18 protein-coding genes are annotated in these 16450 nt (G+C 66.6%); 14 read left to right on the forward strand and 4 right to left on the reverse strand.

Annotation, left to right across the window (positions count from 1 at the left end; translation table 11 throughout):
- Window positions 1–37: 37 nt before the first annotated feature.
- The 4 genes from AC5P74_RS10345 to flgA all read right to left on the reverse strand — a co-directional run bounded on the left by AC5P74_RS10345 (window position 38) and on the right by flgA (window position 2722).
- The gene (locus AC5P74_RS10345) at window positions 38–1258 is read right to left on the reverse strand and encodes an ATP-binding protein (RefSeq protein WP_053496680.1); all 1221 of its coding nucleotides are present in this window, start codon (window positions 1256–1258) and stop codon (window positions 38–40) included.
- 91 nt (window positions 1259–1349) lie between these two features.
- Window positions 1350–1688, reverse strand: coding sequence for a FlgN family protein (locus AC5P74_RS10350; RefSeq protein WP_014037132.1), 339 nt, complete (start codon window positions 1686–1688; stop codon window positions 1350–1352).
- A complete protein-coding gene (gene flgM, locus AC5P74_RS10355; RefSeq protein WP_005409579.1) occupies window positions 1685–1990 on the reverse strand; it encodes a flagellar biosynthesis anti-sigma factor FlgM in 306 nt (101 codons plus the stop codon). Before flgM ends, AC5P74_RS10350 begins: the two co-directional genes overlap by 4 nt.
- Before the next feature lie 75 nt (window positions 1991–2065).
- The gene (gene flgA / locus AC5P74_RS10360) at window positions 2066–2722 is read right to left on the reverse strand and encodes a flagellar basal body P-ring formation chaperone FlgA (protein WP_005416463.1); all 657 of its coding nucleotides are present in this window, start codon (window positions 2720–2722) and stop codon (window positions 2066–2068) included.
- 165 nt (window positions 2723–2887) lie between these two features.
- On the opposite strand from flgA, the gene AC5P74_RS10365 reads away from it, so the two are divergent.
- The 14 genes from AC5P74_RS10365 to AC5P74_RS10430 form a co-directional block, all read left to right on the forward strand.
- Window positions 2888–3832, forward strand: a complete 945-nt coding sequence (locus tag AC5P74_RS10365; RefSeq protein ID WP_005416462.1) for a chemotaxis protein — start codon at window positions 2888–2890, stop codon at window positions 3830–3832.
- 156 nt (window positions 3833–3988) lie between these two features.
- Window positions 3989–4384 (forward strand): flagellar basal body rod protein FlgB, encoded by a 396-nt coding sequence (gene flgB, locus AC5P74_RS10370; RefSeq protein WP_005409576.1) that lies wholly within the window; start codon window positions 3989–3991, stop codon window positions 4382–4384.
- Between the two features lie 3 nt (window positions 4385–4387).
- A complete protein-coding gene (flgC, locus tag AC5P74_RS10375) occupies window positions 4388–4795 on the forward strand; it encodes a flagellar basal body rod protein FlgC (protein WP_005416461.1) in 408 nt (135 codons plus the stop codon).
- Between the two features lie 23 nt (window positions 4796–4818).
- Window positions 4819–5502, forward strand: coding sequence for a flagellar hook assembly protein FlgD (locus AC5P74_RS10380; RefSeq protein WP_005416460.1), 684 nt, complete (start codon window positions 4819–4821; stop codon window positions 5500–5502).
- 32 nt (window positions 5503–5534) lie between these two features.
- Window positions 5535–6758 carry a flagellar hook protein FlgE gene (gene flgE, locus AC5P74_RS10385; protein WP_053496683.1) on the forward strand — a complete coding sequence of 408 codons (1224 nt, stop codon included), beginning with the start codon at window positions 5535–5537 and terminating at the stop codon, window positions 6756–6758.
- A gap of 32 nt (window positions 6759–6790) precedes the next feature.
- Entirely contained in the window at window positions 6791–7540 is a 750-nt protein-coding gene (locus AC5P74_RS10390) for a flagellar basal body rod protein FlgF (RefSeq protein ID WP_053496684.1), read from the forward strand.
- Between the two features lie 103 nt (window positions 7541–7643).
- Window positions 7644–8429: a flagellar basal-body rod protein FlgG gene (gene flgG, locus AC5P74_RS10395; RefSeq protein ID WP_005416457.1), complete on the forward strand. Its 786-nt coding sequence runs from the start codon at window positions 7644–7646 to the stop codon at window positions 8427–8429.
- Between the two features lie 22 nt (window positions 8430–8451).
- On the forward strand, window positions 8452–9144 hold the full coding sequence (gene flgH, locus AC5P74_RS10400) for a flagellar basal body L-ring protein FlgH (RefSeq protein WP_171956917.1): 693 nt from the start codon (window positions 8452–8454) through the stop codon (window positions 9142–9144).
- A gap of 8 nt (window positions 9145–9152) precedes the next feature.
- Entirely contained in the window at window positions 9153–10283 is a 1131-nt protein-coding gene (locus AC5P74_RS10405; RefSeq protein ID WP_053496702.1) for a flagellar basal body P-ring protein FlgI, read from the forward strand.
- A gap of 1 nt (window position 10284) precedes the next feature.
- Window positions 10285–11484, forward strand: a complete 1200-nt coding sequence (gene flgJ, locus AC5P74_RS10410; protein ID WP_346607190.1) for a flagellar assembly peptidoglycan hydrolase FlgJ — start codon at window positions 10285–10287, stop codon at window positions 11482–11484.
- Between the two features lie 8 nt (window positions 11485–11492).
- Window positions 11493–13373, forward strand: a complete 1881-nt coding sequence (flgK, locus tag AC5P74_RS10415; protein ID WP_053496686.1) for a flagellar hook-associated protein FlgK — start codon at window positions 11493–11495, stop codon at window positions 13371–13373.
- Window positions 13370–14572 (forward strand): flagellar hook-associated protein FlgL, encoded by a 1203-nt coding sequence (flgL, locus tag AC5P74_RS10420; protein WP_053496687.1) that lies wholly within the window; start codon window positions 13370–13372, stop codon window positions 14570–14572. Before flgK ends, flgL begins: the two co-directional genes overlap by 4 nt.
- 399 nt (window positions 14573–14971) lie before the next feature.
- On the forward strand, window positions 14972–16189 hold the full coding sequence (locus AC5P74_RS10425) for a flagellin (protein ID WP_005416451.1): 1218 nt from the start codon (window positions 14972–14974) through the stop codon (window positions 16187–16189).
- Between the two features lie 72 nt (window positions 16190–16261).
- A partial coding sequence (locus AC5P74_RS10430) for a flagellin N-terminal helical domain-containing protein (RefSeq protein ID WP_180850687.1) occupies window positions 16262–16450 on the forward strand: 189 nt, incomplete at its 3' end.

The raw sequence follows: 16450 nt of genomic DNA on the forward strand, positions 1-16450 counted from the left end.
GAGGTTGCCGGCCAGCGGCCGGCATTGCCAGAAGCGGTCAGCGCGGCTGCTTGACCGGCAGCACCACACGGAAGCGCGAGCCCACGCCGGGCGTGCTGTCCAGGTCGATGCGGCCGTGGTGCTTGTTGATGATGCTGTAGGAGATCGACAGGCCCAGGCCGGTGCCACTGCCAACCGGCTTGGTGGTGAAGAACGGATCGAAGATGCGCTGGCGCAGTTCCGGCGAGATGCCACCGCCGGTATCTTCGAACTCGACCCAAACGTGATCGCCATCAACGCCGGTACGCACCGTGATCGTGCCGCGCTCGGCGATGGCATGGCCGGCGTTGAGCAACAGGTTCATGTAGACCTGGTTCAACTCCGATGGCAGGCACTCCACCAGGGGCAACTGGCCGAACTCGCGCACCAGGGTGACCTTGTACTTGAGTTCGTTCCAGATGATGTTGATGGTCGATTCCAGGCCCGCGTGCAGGTCGACCAGCTTCCACGACTCGTCGCGGCCGGAATACGAGAAATCCTTCAGGTCGCGCACGATGCGGGTGACCCGCTCGATGCCTTCGCGCGATTCCGCCATCAGCTGCGGCAGGTCGCGGCTGATGAAATCGATATCCAGACGGTCACGGATATCATCGATTTCCGGAATCAGCGCTTTCGGGTCCGGCGCGCGCAGGGCGCGCTCGTAGGCTTCGATCACGGTGAACAGGCTGCGCAGGTATTCCTGCAGGCTGCCCAGGTTGGAGTGCACGTAACCGATCGGGTTGTTGATCTCGTGCGCGACGCCGGCGGCCAGCTGGCCGATCGACGCCATCTTCTCCGACTGCAGCAGCTTTTCCTGGGTGCCATTGAGGCGCAGGTAGGCCTGGCGCAGTTCGGCATGGCGCTGCTGCAGCTCGCGTTCGTAGTCTTCCTGCCCTTCGATGTGGCGGAACAGGGCGAGGAAATGCCCCTGGCCGACCGGACCATGGTGGTACAGATGGGCGATGACCACGCCCTCGCCCAGCGGCAGGCTGCCATTCCAGTGACCATGCTGGCGAGCCTGTTCCAGCGCATCGGGCGGCAGCAGTTCGCGCAGGCGCTGCGGCGGCGGCAACCCGCCGTCCTCGCCACTGGCCAGCAGGTTCTGTGCGGCCGGATTGGCCAGGGCCACCCGCCCGTCATCGGTGAACAGCAGCAGGCCTTCGCGCAGGCGCTCAAGCAGGGCCTGCAGCACCGGCTGCGGCGGAAGGGGGGCGGTAACCAGGGCGTTGGCAGCGGACACGGCGACTCGGGACGTTCGAACAGGCGCCCAATATACGCGGTCATGCAGCGGGCTTCAGCCCGCCGGGAGGGGTTATGCGACCGCCGTCGCCTCAGGCGACGGCGAGGGGCCGGCCGATGCTGACCGTGTGCGACTGGCCCTTGGCATCGTAGGCCGAGGCGTCTTCGGTGCGGCCGAGCTGGCGCAGCGCCCAGTTCACCTCGCGGCGGCGGCGCGACAGCAGCACGCCGTTGGCCCGGTTGCGCTCGGCCAGTTCCTGCAGCTGTTCGCCCTCGCCCACCGGTGGCGCGCCTTCCAGCGCACGCAACGCTTCCAGCTTGGCGCCGGTAGCCCGGATCAGGGCGTGCACGTCGTGCTCGACCAGGGCCTGGCGTTCAACGTCCAGGGCCTGGGCGAGACGCTGCAGCGGCTCGCTCATCGCCGCAGTCATCCGTGCAGCTGCTGGTCCAGATCGAGCATGCGCGATGCGATCGCGTCCGGATTGATCTTGTAGGTGCCGTTCTGCAGCGACTCGCGCACGGCGGCCACGCGCTGGGCGTCGATCGCCGGGGCGGTGGTCAGCTCGCGCTCGATGGCCTGCAGATTGGTGGCCTCGCCGGTCAGGCGCAGGCTGTCGGCCGCCTCGACCGGGCGCGCCGCCGCATCGGTGCTGACACCGGGCTTGTTGGCCGGGGTCGTCACGCTGCGCAGTGCCTGGGGGACCTGCAGGTTGCCGTCGATTTTCTGGCTCATGGGGTGTCCTGGAGTTGCCGTTCACAAGGGATAACGGCCGCAGGGCCGTGATCTTTAGGGATATTTTGCGGTAATTCAACGCGCCACGATTACGTCACCTGCGGCGTCGACCGTGCCTTGCACGATCCGCCGCGAGGACAGGTTCTCGACCGAGACCCGTTCGTTCTCACCGGCATCACCCATCGCACGGCCGGCAATGCGGACCTCGACCGAGCCGCGACGCGACACCAGGGCCACATTGTCTCCTCGCTTGATGAGACGCTGCACCACCAGATCGTTGTTCGACAGCAGGGCTCCGGCCTGCAACGGACGGCGGGCGACGCGGCCGATCGCTGCATTGGGATCGGACAGCACCGCGCCGGCAATCCGGGCAGCGTCACGCTGGGCAGTGGTGATATCGGCGGCAGTGAGGGTTTCTCCAGTACCGATTCCGCGGTTGAGCACCAGTACGGTCTGGTTGCGCCGCACCTTTACCGGCACGAACAGGCGCCAGCCGCCCGCATCCGGACAGCTGACTTCCACCGTGGTGTTGGCGGTGGGCTGCACCTGTAACGCCCCCCCGCACTTCGGCAGGCGCAGCGCATCGGCCACCTGGGCCTCGCCCTCGCTGCCCGCCGGCAGCGTCGACAAGGCCGCCGCGCGGATGCTTGCCACCGGCTGCCAGTCGGCGGCAGCCGCCCACGGCGAGGCCACGGCCAGCGCGATGGCGAATAGAGATGTGACCCGGCACATGGCGCCTCCTTCAATCGGCAAGAGCTGGCCCAGGTGCGTGCAAGGGGTGTGCCAGAGGGGCAGAGCTGCCTCGGTCGAACATGGCGCGACACCACAATTGCGGTGTGGAGCGCGCAGTGGCAGAGCGCCCTCAAGTTTGGCGCCCAACGCGCCGATACAGCAGCCATGTCCCATGACCTGCTCAACCGGATCGACCAGCGGACCCGCCTGGCCGGCCACAACCGCCTGGCGCTGCTGCTGTTCCGTCTCGGCGGACGTCAGCTTTTTGGCGTCAATGTCTTCAAGGTGCAGGAAGTCCTGCGGCGCCCGGAGCTGTTCCAGGTACCCGGCCTGCCCAGCCAGTTCGCCGGCGTGGCCGACGTGCGCGGCCGCTCGGTGCCGGTGCTGGACCTGGGCCTGGCCATCGGCCACCCCGAACGTGAGCCCGATGCCGATACCTCGCCGGGTTACCTGGTCGTCACCGAATTCAACCGCTCGATCCAGGGGTTCCTGGTCAGCGGCGTCGAACGTATCGTCAACATCGCGGTGGAAGACATCCACCCGCCGCCGGAGCTTGGCGCCGAGTCGAGCTACCTGACCGCGGTAACCCGTTTCCAGGGTGAGCTGATCCAGGTGATCGACGTTGAAAGCGTGCTGGCCGATATCGCCCAGGTCCGCGGTGACGCCGTACTCGATCCGGCGATGGCAATGCCCGCCGATGGCCCCCAGCTGCAGGTGCTGGTGGTGGACGACTCGCGCGTGGCCCGCCAGCAGATCCGCAGCGTGCTGGATCAGCTGGGCGTGGGTGCCACCCTGCTTTCCGATGGCAAGCAGGCTCTCGACCACCTCTTGCAGATCCAAGCCTCGGGCGAAAACCCCGCCGAACGCTATGCCATGGTCATCTCCGACATCGAGATGCCGGCCATGGACGGGTACACGCTGACGACGGAAATCCGGCGCCATCCGGGCCTGGCCGGCCTCTACGTGCTGCTGCACACCTCGCTGTCGGGTGTCTTCAACAACGCCATGGTCGAGCGTGTCGGCGCCAACGCCTTCGTCGCCAAGTACTCGCCGCACGAGCTGGCTGACTTCGTGCTGGACCGCCTGCGCAAGGTGGCGATGGCGGCGTAAGGCCGCGTCACGGGTCTCCGCCGGGCATGGCCCGGCGCTACCACAACCTCCCCCACCCCTGGGGTAGCGCCGGGCCATGCCCGGCGGACGTGATGTCGCGCGCACTTTGGCACACCCCTTGCAGCTTCCCGGGCAACGTTCCCGTGGGAGTGCACCGTGCGCAACCTGATTACCGACTACCTGGGCGTCCACGCCCAGGCCATGCCGTTGCGCGAACAGCGGATGAAGCTGATCGCCAGCAACCTCGGCAATGCCGACACGCCCGGCTACAAGGCCCAGGACCTGGACTTCGATGCCGCCCTGCGCCATGCCCAGGGGCAGGATGCCAACGGCCTGATGGCCACCACCCATGAGCAGCACTACGAAATCAGTAGTGGCCTGAACCCGTTCCAGATCGCGCGCGAGGGCGTGCAGCCCAGCCTGGACGGCAACACCGTCGATCCCGATGCCGAGCGTGCCGCCTATGGCCGAGCCGCGCTCGAGTACCGCGCCTCGCTCAGCTTCGTCGAGAGCAAGGTGCGTTCCATGCTGACTGCGATCACGGGGCAATAAGCCATGAGCAACCTGCCGATCTTCGATATCGCCGGCTCCGCGCTGCAGGCGCAGTCGGTGCGCATGAGCACCATCGCCTCCAACCTCTCCAATGCCGACACCGTCGCCGGTTCTGCCGACGCCGTGTACAAGCCGCTGGAGCCGATCTTCCAGGCCGTCACCAGCAAGAACGATCCCAACATCACCTCGGTGAAGGTGAAGGAGATCACCCAGAGCGAGGCGGCGCCGATCAAGCGCTACGAGCCGGGCCACCCACTGGCAGACGCCGATGGCTACATCTACCAGCCCGACGTCGATCCGGTGGCGCAGATGGTCAACCTGATCTCGACCTCGCGCAATTACCAGGCCGGCGTGGAAATGTTGACCACCGCCAAGGAACTGGCCCTGGCCACCTTGACCATGGGCCGCTGAGGCCCGCAGCACCGGATACCGCCATGACCACCGCCGTCAACAACCAGACCAGCCAGGACGTCTATTCCGCGCTGGGCCTTAACGCCCCCAACAGCAACGCCACGAAAAAGAAGAACACGCTCGACCAGGCCGACTTCCTGCGCCTGATGACCGAGCAGCTGCAGCACCAGGATCCGCTGAAGCCGATGGACAACACGCAGATGGTCGCGCAGATGGCGCAGATGTCCACCGTGCAGGGCATCACCGATCTGAACAAGACGGTGAAGGGCTTCCAGGAATCGATGGCCAGCGACCAGGTGCTGCGTGGCGCAGCGCTGGTCGGCCACCAGGTGCTGGTGCCATCGGAAAAGCTGGTGCTGGAGAAGGAAGGCAGCGTCGAGGGCACGGTGGCCGCGCCGTCGGCCGGCATCATCACCGTGGATATCACCGATGCCACCGGCGCCAAGGTCACCTCGCTGAGCGTGGAAGCCAAGGCAGCAGGCGAAACCGCCTTCCAGTGGGACGGCAAGGACGCCAACGGCAAGCGCATGGAACCGGGCAAGTATTCCATCGTTGCCAACCATGTCGATACCGCCGGCAAGAGCACCAAGCTGTCCACCTATGTGCAGGCGCCGGTGGAAAGCGTGACCGTCGGATCCGACGGCCTGTACCTGAACCTCAAGGGCCTGGGCACGGCCCCGATCGACTACGTGCTCCGCGTCAGCTGAGCCGCACATCCCGCATCAACCAGGAGCATCCCATGGGCTTCAATGTCTCGCTGTCCGGCATCAATGCCGCCAACACCGACCTGAGCGTCACCGCCAACAACGTCGCCAACGTCAACACCACCGGCTTCAAGCAGTCGCGCGCCGAGTTCGCCGATCTGTTCGCCTCCACCAGCTACGGCCTGTCGAAGAACCAGACCGGCTCGGGCGTGCGCGTCTCCAACGTCGCCCAGCAGTTCATCCAGGGCCACAACGAGCAGACCGGGCGCAGCCTGGACATGGCCATTTCCGGTGAAGGCTTCTTCACCATGAACATGAATGGTTCGCGCGTGTACTCGCGTGCCGGCAACTTCCAGACCGATTCGGCCGGTTACGTGGTCAATCCGCAGGGCGCGCGCCTGCAGGTGTTCGCGCCGAATGCCGATGGCACCAACTTCGATGCCGGCCGCCTGGTCGACCTGCAGTTGCTGACCACCGACAGCCCGCCGAAGCAGACCAGCGAAGTGAAGGTGGGCTTCACCCTGCCGGCCAACGCCAAGCAGCCGACGGTGGCGACCTTCGACCCGGCCGATTCGAACAGCTACAACCACTCCAGCGGCGGCATCACCGTGTACGACTCGCTGGGCGTGAGCCACATCCAGGTGTCGTATTTCGTGAAGGGTGCCAACCCGAACGAGTGGACCGTACGCAACTACGTGGATGGCCAGCCGGCCGGCGCGCCGACCCCGGTCACCTTCGACAACAGCGGCAAGCTCACCGCGCCGGCCAACGGCAAGGTCAGCCTCGGCACCTTCACCCCGACCACCGGTGCCGGCGTGCTGAACATGACGCTGGATGTGAGCGGCTCGACCCAGTACGGCGAAAAATTCGCGCTGCGCAACACCCAGCAGGACGGCTATGCCGCCGGCAAGCTCAACGAAGTGACCGTGTCCGAATCCGGCGTGGTCTACGCCCGCTATTCCAACGGCGACGACAAGCCGCTGGGCCAGGTCGCACTGACCACCTTCAACAACACGCAGGGCCTGGAATCGAAGGGCAACAACCTGTGGGTGGAGACCTTCGAATCAGGCACGCCGCGCACCGGCATGCCGGACACCTCCAACCTCGGCAAGATCCAGGCCGGCTCGCTGGAAGCGTCCACCGTCGATCTCACCGAGCAGCTGGTCAACATGATCACCGCGCAGCGCAACTTCCAGGCCAACGCGCAGATGATCACCACGCAGGACCAGATCACCCAGACCGTCATCAACATCCGTTGATGAGCTGCTGACCCTGTCACGGAACTCCCCGCATGGATAAAGCCCTTTACGTGGCGATGACCGGTGCCCGCGCCTCCCTGCAGGCGCAGGGAACGCTCAGCCACAACCTCGCCAACTCGGACACTCCTGGCTTCAAGGAAGCGCTGGCCAACACCGAAGCCTTCCCGATCAAGGGTCCGGGCTTTGCCTCGCGGGTGGATGCGCTGCACGTCGACGCCGGCTTCAACCGCCGGCCCGGCGCGCAGCACATCACCGGCAAACCGCTGGACCTTGCACTGCAGAGCGGCACCTGGCTGGCGGTGCAGGCGAGCGATGGCAGCGAAGCGTATACGCGTGGCGCAGCCCTGTCGGTGACGCCGAACGGCCAGCTGGTGACCTCCAGCGGCCGTCCGGTACTGGATGACAACAACAACCCGATCGCCATTCCGCCCTACCAGGCGATGGAGATCGGCGCCGACGGCACGATCTCGATCATCCCGCAGGGCGAAGGCCCGCAGACGATGGCACAGATCGGCCGGATCAAGGTGGTGCAGGCGCCGGACGAGCGCCTCGAGCGCGGCCTGGATGGCCTGTTCCGCAACACCGACCCGCGCCAGCCGTTCGCACCGGCACAGGGCACCGCCGTGCACAGCGGGCAACTGGAGGGCAGCAACGTCGATGCCGCCGGTGCGCTGGTGCAGATGATCCAGCTGCAGCGCCAGTACGAAATGCAGGTTCAGGTGATCAAGCACGGCGACGACAACGCGCGCAGCGCCAACAGCCTGCTCCGCCTGGGCAGCTGACGGATTTCCGGCGCCGCCCGGGCGCGGCGCTGGCACACCGCTTGCACACCCGCTACCAAGGGCCGCATTGCGCGGCCGGCTTCACCCAGACAGGACTCCGAAGATGAACCAGGCATTGTGGATCGCGAAAACCGGACTGGATGCGCAGCAGATGCGCATGTCGGTGGTTTCCAACAACCTCGCCAACACCAACACCACCGGCTTCAAGCAGGACCGCGCCAGCTTCGAGGACCTGCTGTACCAGCAGGTGCGGCAGCCGGGCGGCTCTTCGTCGGCGCAGACCCAGCTGCCGACCGGCCTGCAGCTGGGTACCGGCGTGCGCGTGGTCGCCACCGCCAAGAACTTCGAGCAGGGTGGCCAGCAGCAGACCGGCCGCGCACTGGACGTGATGGTCAACGGACGCGGCTTCTTCGAAGTGCAGATGCCCGACGGCAGCTCGGCCTACACCCGTGATGGCTCGTTCAAGATCAACCAGGACAGCGAGCTGGTCACCAACAGCGGCTACCCGGTGCAGCCGGGCATCCAGATTCCCGAGGGCGCGCAGTCGGTCACCATCGGCAGCGACGGCACCATCAGCGTGAAGATGGCCGACAACGCCGCGTCGGTGGAAGTCGGTGCGCTGACCCTGACCGACTTCGTCAATCCGGCCGGCCTGCAGGCGCGCGGCGAGAACCTGTTCCTGGAAACCACGGCCTCGGGCCCGGCACAGAACGGCAATCCCGGCCTGAACGGTCTCGGCACCGTGGTGCAGGGTGCGCTGGAAGGCAGCAACGTCAATGTCGTGGAAGAGCTGGTGTCGATGATCGAAACCCAGCGCGCCTACGAAATGAATGCCAAGGCGATCTCCACCACCGACTCGATGCTCGGCTATCTCAACAACAAGATCTGACCGGCCCAACCGGGAAACCGCCATGTCGCCCATTTCCAACCTCGCCCGTACTGCCCTCTCCTGCACCGTGGTCGCCCTGCTCGGTGGCTGCGTGATCGCGGGCGACGTGCGCCCCTATCCGGCGATGGCACCGATCCAGCCGATCATGCCGCCGCAGGCCGCGCCCACCGCCGGTGCGATCTACGCCGCTGGCCCGACCCTGCAGCTGTACTCGGACCGCCGCGCACGCGATGTCGGCGACCTGCTGACGATCACCCTGCTGGAAAACACCACCGCGCAGACCAGCGCCAACACAGCCACCAACAAGGAATCCAACCTGAGCCTGGGCACGCCGTCCATCCTTGGTGCGCCGGTCACCCTGGGCGGCAAGGACATCCTCAGTGCCACCGCCAAGGGCGCGCGTGATTTCACCGGCAAGGGCAACAGCGCGCAGAGCAACCGCCTGCAGGGCAGCGTCACGGTCACGGTGATCCAGCGCCTGCCCAACGGCAACCTGGTGGTGCAGGGGCAGAAGAACCTGCGGCTGAACCAGGGCGATGAACTGGTGCAGGTGCAGGGCATCGTGCGCCCGGGCGACATCAGCCAGGACAACACCATCCCTTCCAGCCGCGTGGCCGAGGCCCGCATCGTCTACGGCGGCCGCGGCCCGGTCGCGCAGTCCAACGCGATGGGCTGGCTGAGCCGCTTCTTCAATTCCGGCCTGACGCCGTTCTGAGTATGGCCATGAACTTCTCCTTCTCTCCTTCCTGGCAGCGGCGCGTGGCGTTGATCGCGTCGCTGATGCTGCTGATCGTGGCCGCCCCGGCCAGCGCCGAGCGCATCAAAGACCTCGCCCAGGTCGGCGGCGTGCGCGGCAATGCGCTGGTGGGCTATGGCCTGGTGGTCGGCCTGGATGGCAGCGGCGACCGTACCAGCCAGGCGCCCTTTACCGTGCAGAGCCTGAAAAACCTGCTTGGCGAGCTGGGCGTGAACGTGCCGCCGAACGTCAATCCACAGCTGAAGAACGTGGCCGCCGTGGCGATCCACGCCGAACTGCCGCCGTTCGCCAAGCCGGGCCAGCCGATCGACATCACGGTGTCTTCGATCGGCAACGCGGTGTCGCTGCGCGGCGGCTCGCTGCTGATGGCCCCGCTGCGCGGCGCCGATGGCCAGATCTATGCCATCGCCCAGGGCAATCTGATCGTGGGTGGCTTTGGCGCGCAGGGCAAGGACGGCTCCCGTGTCTCGGTGAACGTGCCCAGCGTCGGCCGTATTCCCAACGGCGCCACCGTGGAGCGTGCCCTGCCCGATCCGCTGGCCAACGGCGGCGACATCACCCTGAACCTGCACAACAACGATTTCACCACGGTCTCGCGCATGGTCGCCGCGCTCAACAACGCATTCGGCGAAGGCGCGGCACGCGCGATCGATGGCGTGACCGTCGCCGTCACCGCACCGACCGATCCGGGCGCACGCATCGGCCTGCTGGCGCGCATCGAGAACCTGGAACTGACCCCGGGCAGCGCCCCGGCCAAGGTGGTGGTCAATTCACGCACCGGCACCGTGGTCATCGGCCAACAGGTGCGCGTGGGACCGGCCGCGATATCGCACGGTTCGCTGACCGTGACCATCCAGGAAAACACCAACGTCAGCCAGCCCAATGCGCTGTCGGGCGGCCGTACCGTGGCCAGCCCGCAGTCCACCATCACCGCCACCAACGACGGCAGCCGCATGTTCAAGTTCAGCGGCGGCACCACCCTGGACGAAATCGTGCATGCGGTGAACGCCGTAGGCGCGGCACCGGGCGACCTGATCGCGATCCTGGAAGCCCTGAAGCAGGCCGGCGCACTGAGTGCCGAGCTTGAGGTGATCTGACATGCGCATCAATCCCGCATTCGACCTGAACCCGGCGCAGCAGAACGATCCGGCGAAGATCGACAAGGTCGCTCGCCAGCTGGAGGGCCAGTTCGCACAGATGCTGGTCAAGAGCATGCGCGATGCCAGCTTCGGCGACTCGCTGTTTCCCGGCGAGAACAAGATGTTCCGCGACATGTACGACCAGAAGATTGCCGAGGCGATGACCCGCGGCAAGGGCCTGGGCCTGTCCGGCATGATCACCCGCCAGCTGTCCGGCCAGGCCGCCGAAGGTCCGGCACTGGATACCCGCGTGGATCCGGCCAAGGCCAGCCGCGCTTACCAGCTCAACGCGCCGGCCAGGCCGGCACCGTCGCTGCCCCTGGAAGATGGCAGCCAGGCCGTGCGCATGCTGCAGCAGATGGCCGCAGGCGCGCAGCACGGTGCGCAGGCCGCGCTGGCACCGATGGAGCAGGCCCTGGACCTGATCGCCGGCCGTGAGAGCAGCGGCCTGCATCGCTCGCTGGGCACCGAGAATCCGTACATCGGCAGCCTGCAGGGCGAGGACTGGGCCGCCAACAGCGACCAGTGGACGGCGACGGCCAGCAATCGCGGCACGGCCGTGAGCCCGGCCGATGCCCTGGCCACGCGCACCGCGGTCGCCCAGCTCGGCGAGCATACCCCGGAGGGCTTCGTCGCCAGTATCTGGCAGCACGCACAGAGCGCGGCCAGGGAACTGGGCGTGGATGCCCGCGCCCTGGTCGCCCAGGCCGCGCTGGAGACCGGCTGGGGCAAGCGCCACATCAAGCATGCCGATGGCAGCACCTCGCACAACCTGTTCGGCATCAAGGCCACTGGCTGGAACGGCCAGCGCGCCACGGCCGGCACCCATGAATATGTCGATGGCGTGCGCCGCAACGAAACCGCCAGCTTCCGCGCCTACGGTTCAGCGGCCGAGAGCTTTGCCGACTACGTGCGCCTGCTGAAGACCAGCCCGCGCTACCAGCAGGCCCTGCAGGCCGGTACCGACGTGCAGGGCTTCGCCCGTGGCCTCCAGCGCGCCGGTTACGCCACCGATCCGCGCTACGCCGCCAAGATCGCTGCGATCGCCGGCGGCCCGACCATCGAGCGCGCCGTAGCCGCCGTGGCCGACGCCGGCTCGCGCCTTGGCCAGACCTTCGCCAGCACCGCGACCGCGGCGCTGGGTATCACCCGTCGTTGAGGAACACCATGTCCAGCGTACTTTCCACCGGTACCGGTGCCCTGCTCGCCTTCCAGCGAGCGTTGGCGACCACCAGCCACAACGTGGCCAACCTCAATACACCCGGCTACAGCCGGCAGAAGGTCAACTTCGCCACCGCCGATCCACAGAACTATGGCTACGGCACGGTCGGCAACGGCACCCGCATCACCGACATCCGTCGCACGGCCGACCAGCTGGCGATCTCGCGCCTGCTCGACAGCAGCGGTGAGCTGGCGCGCCTGAAGCAGCTTTCGGGCATGGCCGACCGGGTCAACGCCCTGTTCTCCGATGCCGCCACCAACGTGGCCGGCGTCTGGTCGAACTTCTTCGACTCGGTCAGTGGCCTGTCGTCCAACGCGGCCGGCACCGCCGACCGCCAGAACATGCTCGACGGTGGCAAGGCGCTGGCCAACCGCTTCGTGCAGCTCAACACGCACCTGAACAATCTCAACAGCGAGGTCAACAACGGCCTGCTGGCCGGTGCGACCGAGGTCAACCGCCTTGCGCAGGAGATCGCGCAGATCAACGGTGCCATCGGCACCAACATTGCCTCGGCTGCACCGGACCTGCTCGACCGCCGCGATCAGCTGATCACCCAGCTGATCGGCTACACCGGTGGCACCGCGGTGATCCAGGACGGCGGCATCATGAATGTCTACACTGCCGGCGGCAACGCGCTGGTGGTGGGTACCACGGCGACCAAGGTCACCACCGTGGCCGATCCTTACCAGCCCGAGCGCCTGCAGCTGGCACTGGAGACCCAGGGCAACACCATCCGTCTCGACCCGAAGGCGGTCGGTGGCCAGATCGGTGGCCTGCTGGAATTCCGCGACACCGTGCTGACGCCTGCGCAGGCCGAACTGGGCAAGCTGGCGGTGGGCCTGGCCGAGAGCTTCAACCAGGTCCACCACCAGGGTGTGGATCTGTATGGCCAGATGGGCGGGGACTTCTTCAACATCGGCAGCCCGCGCGTGACCGGCAACAACAGCAATACCGGAACCGCCAGCCTCAGCGCCACCTATGGCGACCTGGGCAAACTGGACGCGCAGAACGTGGTGCTGCAGTTCGATGGCACCACCTGGAAGGCCAGCCGCGCCGACACCGGCGCCAGCATTCCCCTGACCGGTACCGGCACCGCCGCCGATCCGCTGGTGATCAACGGCGTGAACCTGGTCGTCGGCGGCACCCCGGCGGCCAATGACCGCTTCCTGCTGCAGCCCACCGCCGGCGTGGCCGGCAGCCTGGAGATGGCCATCACCGATCCGTCGCGCATTGCCGCGGCCGCCGCAGTCAAGGGCGCAGCCGCCACCGCCAACACCGGTACCGGCAAGCTGAGCGGCGTCACCGTCACCGATTCGGCCAACGCGAACCTGCGCAATCCGTCGGCGATCGTGTTCACCTCGGCGACCACCTACACCATCGACGGTGGCCCGCCTCAGACCTATACGCCTGGCCAGACCATCAGTGCCAACGGCTGGAGCTTCGTACTGGACGGTGCGCCGAAGGTGGGCGATACCTTCAACATCACCCCGACCCCGGCCGGTTCGTCGGACAACAGCAATGCCTCCAGGCTGGCCAAGGTGGAAAGCACGAAGGCCTTCAACGCCGGAACGGTGACACTGAACGGTGCACTGGGTGGCCTGACCACCCAGGTCGGCGCTGCCGCCCGCTCGGCCGAGTACTCGCTCGATGCGCAGCTGGTGATCAATGACAAGGCACAGGAAGCCCGCGACGAGGTCTCCGGCGTGAATCTGGACGAAGAGGCCGCCGACATGCTGCGCCTGCAGCAGGCCTACCAGGCTGCCTCACAGCTGATTTCCACCGCCGACAGCATGTTCCAGACCATCCTGGGGGCCGTCCGCCGATGAGCAGCCGCATCTCCACCAGCATGATGTTCAACCAGTCGGTGTCGCTGATGATGGCCAAGCAGGCCAAGCTCAGCCACCTGGAGCAGCAGATTGCTACTGGCAGCAAGATCGTCAGCGCCAAGGACGATCCGGTTGCCGCCGGCACTGCAGTCGGCCTTGACCGCAGCCTGGCCGCACTGGACCGCATGAAGCTCAACGCCGGCAATGTGCAGAACCGCCTGGGCGTGCAGGAAAACACCCTGGCGCAGGTCAACGACCTGATGGCGCGCGTCAACGATCTGACCATCCAGGCCAGCAATCCGGCACTGAGCGCGGCGGACAAGAAGACGCTGATCACCGAGGTCAACCAGATCCGCGATGGCCTGCTGTCGCTGGCCAACGCCGACGATGGTACCGGCCGCTACGTGTTCGGTGGCACCAACGACGGTGACCCGCCGTTCGCCAAGATCAACGGCAAGGTCGTCTATCGCGGCGACCAGACCCAGCGCCAGGTTGAAGTCGGCCCCGATACCTATGTGCGCGACGCCCTGCCCGGCAGCGAGATCTTCATGCGCATCCCCACCGGCGACGGCTTCGTTGACGGCAGCGCCGCGGCCGGCAACACCGGCAACGGCGTGCTGACCAACATCACCCGCGACGGCAGCGACAGCTGGAACGGCCAGGGCTTCAGCGTGCGCTTCACCACCGGCACCCAGTACGAGGTGGTGGATGGTGCGGGCAACGTGACCGGCACCGGCACCTACAAGGCTGGCGACGACCTGGAAGTGAACGGTGTGCGCCTGCGCATCACCGGCGCACCTGCAGCGGGCGACAGCTTCAGCGTACAGGCCGCCAGCAGCCGCGACATCTTCGCCACCATGGACAACCTGGTCGCCGCGCTGGGTGCCGACACCGGTACCACCGCGCAGATGACTGCGCAGCAGAATCAGCTGCAGAGCGCACTGCGCGACGTCGCGCGCGCCTCGGAGCGGATGATCGATTCGCGCGCTGCCGGTGGTGCGCAGTTGAAGGCGCTGGACAACGCGGCGGAGATGCGCGAGGCCAATGGCGTGACCCTGAAGACCACGCTGTCGCAGATGCGCGACCTGGATTACGCCGATGCACTGAGCCAGTACCAGCTGCAGAGCACCGCACTGCAGGCGGCGCAGACGATCTTCTCGCAGATGCAGTCGATGTCGCTGTTCAACAAGCTGCGCTGACGCCTCTCCTGCGTCACCCCTGAAAGGCCGCGATGCCCTGCATCGCGGCCTTTTTCGTTTGCGCGCCTGCCCGCCACCACGCGGCCCTCTGGCCATCTCCGGCCGATTCTCCGTGATTGCCCATCAAGCCGGGTCGCACCCCGCCGATACCTTCATCAGCGCTGGTCAGGCCCTGCCCGACCGCCCCTCCCGGGCTCGCTTCCATCCTGGCAACAGGGCTGAAAACCCCGGGAAAACAGCTTCAGGCAACGAATTCTGGCTTCAGCGGAATTCACGGCTAAAGGTTGTTGACAAAGCGCCGTTATTCATTTGGCAACGGCGAAGCACACAGCCACACAAAAAAACAGGCGGCGCTTCGTTTCATTCACCAACGGGTTCCATATAAGAGGAGACGACCCCATGGCACAGGTAATCAACACCAATACGATGTCGCTCAACGCTCAGCGCAACCTGAGCACCAGCGGCAGCTCGCTCGCCACCACCATCCAGCGCCTCTCGTCCGGCCTGCGCATCAACAGCGCGAAGGACGACGCGGCCGGCCTGGCCATCAGCGAGCGCTTCACCACCCAGATCCGCGGTCTGGACGTGGCCATCCGCAACGCCAACGACGGCATCTCGCTGGCCCAGGTCGCCGAGGGTTCGCTGAACGAAGTCGGCAACAACCTGCAGCGCATCCGCGAACTGGGTGTGCAGGCCTCCAACGCCACCAACTCGGCCAGCGACCGCAAGGCCCTGCAGGCCGAAGTGACCCAGCTGGTCTCGGAAATCGATCGTGTGGCCAAGCAGGCCGACTTCAACGGTACCAAGCTGCTGGACGGCAGCTTCACCAGCCAGCTGTTCCAGGTGGGCGCCAACGCCGGCCAGGCCATTGCCATCAACAGCGTGGTCAACGCCAAGGCCGATTCGCTGGGGGCTGCCACCTTCGCCAACGGCTACACCGGCACCGCGCTGGCGGTGGACAAGGCCACGGCCGACACCACCTACTCCGGCCTGCAGGTCTCGGTCACCCCGCCGGGCGGCACCGCCACCACGGTCACCATCAGCGACTTCACCGTGAAGGCTGGCGAGTCGATCACCTCGGCCACCGCTGCGGCGATCAACAACAAGCTGGGTGAAACCGGCGTGGTGGCCTCGGTCAATGCCGGCGTCATCAGCCTGGCTTCGGTCAAGGATGGCCAGACCTTCGCCCTGGGCGTCAGCGCAGCAACCCCGCCGGCCGGCGTCACCGCCGCGACCATCGCCGGCCTGGGCCTGACCGAGACCAGCACCAACGGCGGCACCCTGACCGGTGCAGCGGCCAGCTTCGTCAAGGACCTGAACGTCACCACCGCCGAAGGCGCACAGAAGGCGATGTCGATCGTCGACAAGGCCCTGGAATCGGTCAACAGCGTCCGCGCCGACCTCGGCGCGATCCAGAACCGCTTCACCTCGGTGGTCGCCAACCTGCAGACCTCCTCGGAGAACCTGTCCGCATCGCGCAGCCGCATCCGCGATACCGACTTCGCCAAGGAAACCGCCGAACTGACCCGCACCCAGATCCTGCAGCAGGCCGGTACGGCCATGCTGGCCCAGGCCAACCAGGTACCGCAGAACGTGCTCAGCCTGTTGCAGCGCTGACATGAGCCGCCCCCGGGGCACGTCGGGGGCGTCTGACCCAACTCACGTGCAACCGCTCAAGGACCTCTCCTCATGGCACAAGTCATCAACACCAATACGATGTCGTTGAATGCTCAGCGTAACCTGAGCACCAGCGGCAGCTCGCTGGCTACCACCATCCAGCGCCTGTCCTCCGGTTCGCGCATCAACAGCGCCAAGGACGACGCCGCCGGCCTGGCGATCTCCGAGCGCTTCGGCACGCAGATCCGCGGTACCGACGTC

This window comes from Stenotrophomonas sp. YJH_SMC_94-11 (genome assembly GCF_059370435.1).